Consider the following 4670-nt stretch of genomic DNA (forward strand, 5'->3'; position numbering starts at 1 on the left):
GGTCACCACCGGGGTGWAGGCGCTGTCGGCGGCCATCCGGGTGATCGCGGCATCCAAACGGTCGCGCCGGCCGACGGCGGCGAGCATGGTGTCGTACGCGGTCTCGTACGCCAACTGCAGACCGGGYTCATCGAAGTGCTGGCTGCGCAGCCAGGTGTCGTGCACCTGCGTCCACGCGTGCCCTCCGTAGTAGACGATCCCCTGCCGCAGAAGAAGTTTCGACAGCCTGTGCCGAGCCGCCATCAGATCCCGGCGCACGTCCTCACGGGCGCGCACCAGATCCCGGGCGGCCTCCTGCGCCACGCTCGGCACCGTGACCGAGGTGATCTGATCGAGGTGCAGCAATCTCGCCAGATGCCGTGCATCTCGCGCGTCGGTCTTGACCCGATCTCCGGACGGGCGCTGCAGCTTCGAGGGCGCGGCCACCAGACACTCGATGCCGACYGTGTCCAGGAAACGGGCCAGCCCGAACCCGGTGGGCCCGGCCTCGTACGTCGCCTTCACCGGATCCGGCAACGACCGGATCCACTCGAGTATGTCGCGATGATCGGGCGTCAATCGGCGCTCGAACAGCTCACCGGTCCGCCCGTCGAGGCCGCACGCGACGACCGATCGTGCGTGCACATCCAATCCGACACTCGTACGCTGATTCATTGCTGGGGCCTCCCACATCTTGTGGCTCTACCGGCCAGGACCCGTTTCCTGTCGGCAACCCACGTTCACATGTGGAGTGGGCCCCAGCCCATACCCTCATACTGTCTAAGACAAGGATTCGAGATGAGTAACCCCCGCGCCGCCCAGGACACCCAGACCACCACCACCGGCGCCGAGAGCGCCTCGCCCAGCCCCAACCTGACCGGGGACCCGCGCGAGGCCACTTACACCCCCGCCCCCGCCGCGGGCGGCCAGCCGCCGGCCGCAGCTGACCCGGTCGCCGCCGGCACCGGAACCGCGCCGGGCCCCACCGCCACCACCGACCTCGGGGCCGGCACCGATCTGACCGCTGGCACCGGCGGGGAGTACTACTCGCCGCGGGACGTCGACGGCGACGGAAACGTCGACCTGATCCACACCCGTATCGAGGGCGTCGAAACCATCACCCACATCGACGAGGACGGCTCCATCACCCTCGTCGAGCAGGACACCGACGGCAACGGCACCTACGAAACCGGCATCGCCCCCACCGCCACCGGGATCCGCCTCGCCGAGGACCTCGACGATGACGGAACCGTCGACCTCGCCACCCACCTCGACCCCGCCACCGGCGCACCGGTCCGCCAGGACGTCATCGAGGACGGSCGGATCACCGACWCCCGGCTCGACACCACCGCCGACGGCAACCCGGACGTGCACCTGATCGACAGCAACGGCGACGGYCGCTTCGACACCGCCCTCCTCGACACCGACCTCGACKSCATCACCAACGACACCCTGGTCGACACCAACGGTGACGGCACCTTCGACCTGCGCACCGCCGACACCGACAACGACGGCACCCAGGAGTCCTTCGACACCGCCACCGACGGGCACCTCGGGTCGATCGAGCAGTTCGAAGCCCTCATCCCCGCAGAGGACCACTACCACGAGCAGGCCGACACGTACCCGACCGAGACGCCGGCCGACCAGACCGCCACCGACCTGGCCTGACCCAACACACCAGGGCGCCGCGCTGGCGGCGCCCACCAGCCTCCACTGGGCGGTGGGTGCAGTCCACCCCGCACCCACCCGACTTATGTTGCGGCCGAACCTCACACCGGGAGAGCACCGAATGGATGACATCGCCGCGGACCTGGACGCAGCAGCCTGGTCCGCCAGCCCACTCGACGACGACACCTACCTCGGCGAACCGGTCCCGATCGACGAGAGCCTCGACGCGATCCCCGAACCGGTCTTTGAGGACGACCCGTTCGCCGAGGTCGCCGACGGGACGGGAACGGTGGACCTGTCCGTCATCGACCTGAGCACCCTCGACCCGGAGCTCGCCGAGCCCCCGCCACTCGGACGGCCGCAGGACGCGACCGAACCGGCGGTCGACCCGGACACCGCACCGGATTCCCCGGTCGACGGTGCGGGCGGGGACGGGGTGTACGGGGACCCGGTGGAATGGTCGGTGAACTGGTTCTTCCAACAGGTCGACGGCTACTGCGGGCCATCGAGCGCCGCCCAAATGATCGCCCAGTACACCGGCGTCGTCATCGACGACCCCGAACAACTCGTCGACCGGGCCCTCGAACTCGGACTCATGCAGGACGGCGACCCCGCGCAGGGCATGACCTTGCCGAACCTCGAGATCCTCCTCGAGGACCAAGGGGTGCCCTGCACCGTGCAGGACAGTTCGATCGACGACCTGAAAACCAAGCTCGAGGACGGCTACGGGGTGATCGCGATGGTCGACTCGGGGGAGATCTGGAACCCCGACCAAGAAGCCGGGGAAGACGAGACGGCCGACCACTTCCTCGTCGTCGCCGGCATCGACGAAACCCGCGGGGTGGTGATCCTCTCCGATCCCGGCGCCCCGAACGGCAACCAGCTTGAGGTGCCCATCGACCAGTTCGAGGACGCATGGGCGGACTCGGGCCGCAAAATGCTGGTCGCCGACACCCCCGATCCCGACCTGGCCGACCACCCGGACCCGGTGGCAATGTCGGTGACCGCACCCGATCGCCGGTGGGCGATGATCGACCTGTAGCGGTTGTCGCTACCCACCGACAACAGGTTGGGCGTGCACACTGGAGAGGCCATCACCGACATTGGTGGCGGTGCTCCGAAAGATGCGGGCGGCTCGGCGGGAACCTTTCGCCGGTCCGAGGCATCCAACAAGTGTGGGCGTCCGTGTCGGCGCCGACATACTGAGGGAAACGAGGTGAGAGCAGCAGTGGACGACGACTCCGTCCTTGCAGCACTGGGGGTATCGGGCGCGCTGCCGCCCGTGCCCGACGAGGTGTGGGCGCGCGCCCTCGAGGTCGCCCTCGACCCCACCACCGCACCCGTCGACACCGACCTCGTCCCTGACATGGACGACGTACCGGTCGTACCCGAGGACGACGACATCATCCTGCTCGACGACGACACCGACCTCGACACCGATGGTGACGACGGCAACGTCCCAGGCCCGGAACTCGATACCGACGCCGACGCCGACACGGATCTCGACCTACCCGCCGGACAGGACTTCGATCTCGGCGACGACAGCGCCGACCCCTCCACCCTCGGCGCCGACGACCCCACCGACCTCGGCATCGACCTCGGCGGGCACCACGACATCGACCCGCTCTAACCACCAGCACGTCCCCACCACCCCGGGCGCGGTCGGACACCAGATTCCTGGCTCGGGCGGCTGTATGTGACGGCGGGTACGATTCCCTCGGCGCCCGGGGGCGGCAACGACAGTGATCACGGCACGGGGGGACAAGGACATGGACGACGCGGACCTGATCGCGGCGTGCCGAGCCGGCGATCACCACGCCTTCGCCGAACTCGCCGGCCGCTACCGCACCAACGCCTGGCACGTGTGCCTGCAGATCACCGGCAACACCCACGACGCCGAAGACGCCCTGCAAGACACGCTCACCGCCGCCTGGAAAAACCTGCCGAAATTCCGCGGCGACGCCCGCTTCAACACCTGGCTGCACCGCATCGCCGCCAACGCCGCCCTCGCCGTCGTCCGACGCCGCAAGAACACCGACAGCCTCGACGACACCGACGGCGAATACGGCATCCTGCTCGAAGACCCCGCACCCCGATTCGACGAACAAATCACCACCATCGACGCGGTCCGCCGCGCCCTCGCCCAACTCCCCGAAGACTTCCGCGTCGCCATCGTGCTCGCCGAATTCGCCTCCCTGCCCTACGCCGACATCGCCGAACACCAAGGCGTCACCGTCGCGACCGTGAAAACCCGAATCCACCGCGCCCGCAAACAACTGGCCACACTCCTCGCACCCGCAATCGACCCGTGAGTCGACCACACGTGATTCGTCCGACGGTACGTATCGACGGTGCCCAACCTTCGTGCTTCCGGTCGTACGGGAGGATGGGCGGGTGAGTGATTCTCCACTGCTGCCCGACGACTACCGCGACTTCCTCAATCACCTCAAGACACAGGTCCGGCAGGCCCGGGTCCGGGCCACACGCGTGGTCAACACCGAGTTGCTCCTGCTGTACTGGGACATCGGCCGCGCGATCCTGGACCGCCAGGCAGCCGAGGGGTGGGGGAGCAAGGTCATCGACAGACTTGCCGTCGACCTGCGGTCCGAGTTCCCCGAGATGCGCGGATTCTCACGAAGCAATCTGCACTACATGCGGAAGATCGCCTCGGCATGGCCCCGGAGCGCATTCGTCCAACAAGCTGTTGGACAAATCCCGTGGGGACACGTGACCGTGCTCGTCGACCGCCTCGACGACCAGGCCGCTCGCGACTGGTACGCGGCCGCGGCGTTCGAGCGGGGCTGGTCCCGCAACGTCCTATCCCATCAAATCCGCAACCGACTCGACCAGCGCATCGGGGCAGCACCATCAAATTTCACCGACCACCTGCCCACCGGTGACTCCGACCTGGCGCAGCAACTGGTCCGCGACCCGTACGTCTTCGACTTCCTGGACCTGACCGACCGGGTCGCGGAGCGCGAACTCGAGGCCGCGCTGATGGCACGGTTGGAACGGTTCCTGCT

The 4670-nt window shown here is 68.0% G+C and carries 6 protein-coding genes; 5 read left to right on the plus strand and 1 reads right to left on the minus strand.

Annotated elements, in window-relative coordinates; genetic code table 11:
- A partial coding sequence (locus tag AC1DWT_RS49775; RefSeq protein WP_477926119.1) for an IS110 family transposase occupies positions 1–654 on the minus strand: 654 nt, incomplete at its 3' end.
- A 123-nt stretch (positions 655–777) separates the two neighbouring features.
- Here AC1DWT_RS49775 and AC1DWT_RS49780 point away from each other — a divergent pair.
- From AC1DWT_RS49780 to AC1DWT_RS49800, 5 genes are all read left to right on the plus strand, one after another.
- Positions 778–1647 carry a hypothetical protein gene (locus AC1DWT_RS49780; RefSeq protein WP_477926120.1) on the plus strand — a complete coding sequence of 290 codons (870 nt, stop codon included), beginning with the start codon at positions 778–780 and terminating at the stop codon, positions 1645–1647.
- Between the two features lie 121 nt (positions 1648–1768).
- Positions 1769–2689, plus strand: a complete 921-nt coding sequence (locus AC1DWT_RS49785) for a C39 family peptidase (RefSeq protein WP_061699550.1) — start codon at positions 1769–1771, stop codon at positions 2687–2689.
- Positions 2690–2863: 174 nt separating this feature from the next.
- Positions 2864–3277, plus strand: a complete 414-nt coding sequence (locus AC1DWT_RS49790; RefSeq protein WP_271210761.1) for a hypothetical protein — start codon at positions 2864–2866, stop codon at positions 3275–3277.
- A gap of 139 nt (positions 3278–3416) precedes the next feature.
- Positions 3417–3959: an RNA polymerase sigma factor gene (locus tag AC1DWT_RS49795; RefSeq protein ID WP_477926121.1), complete on the plus strand. Its 543-nt coding sequence runs from the start codon at positions 3417–3419 to the stop codon at positions 3957–3959.
- Between the two features lie 82 nt (positions 3960–4041).
- Positions 4042–4670: PDDEXK nuclease domain-containing protein (locus AC1DWT_RS49800; RefSeq protein WP_477926122.1), on the plus strand; the 629-nt coding region annotated here is incomplete at its 3' end.

This window comes from Rhodococcus sp. P4_B6, from assembly GCF_056402215.1.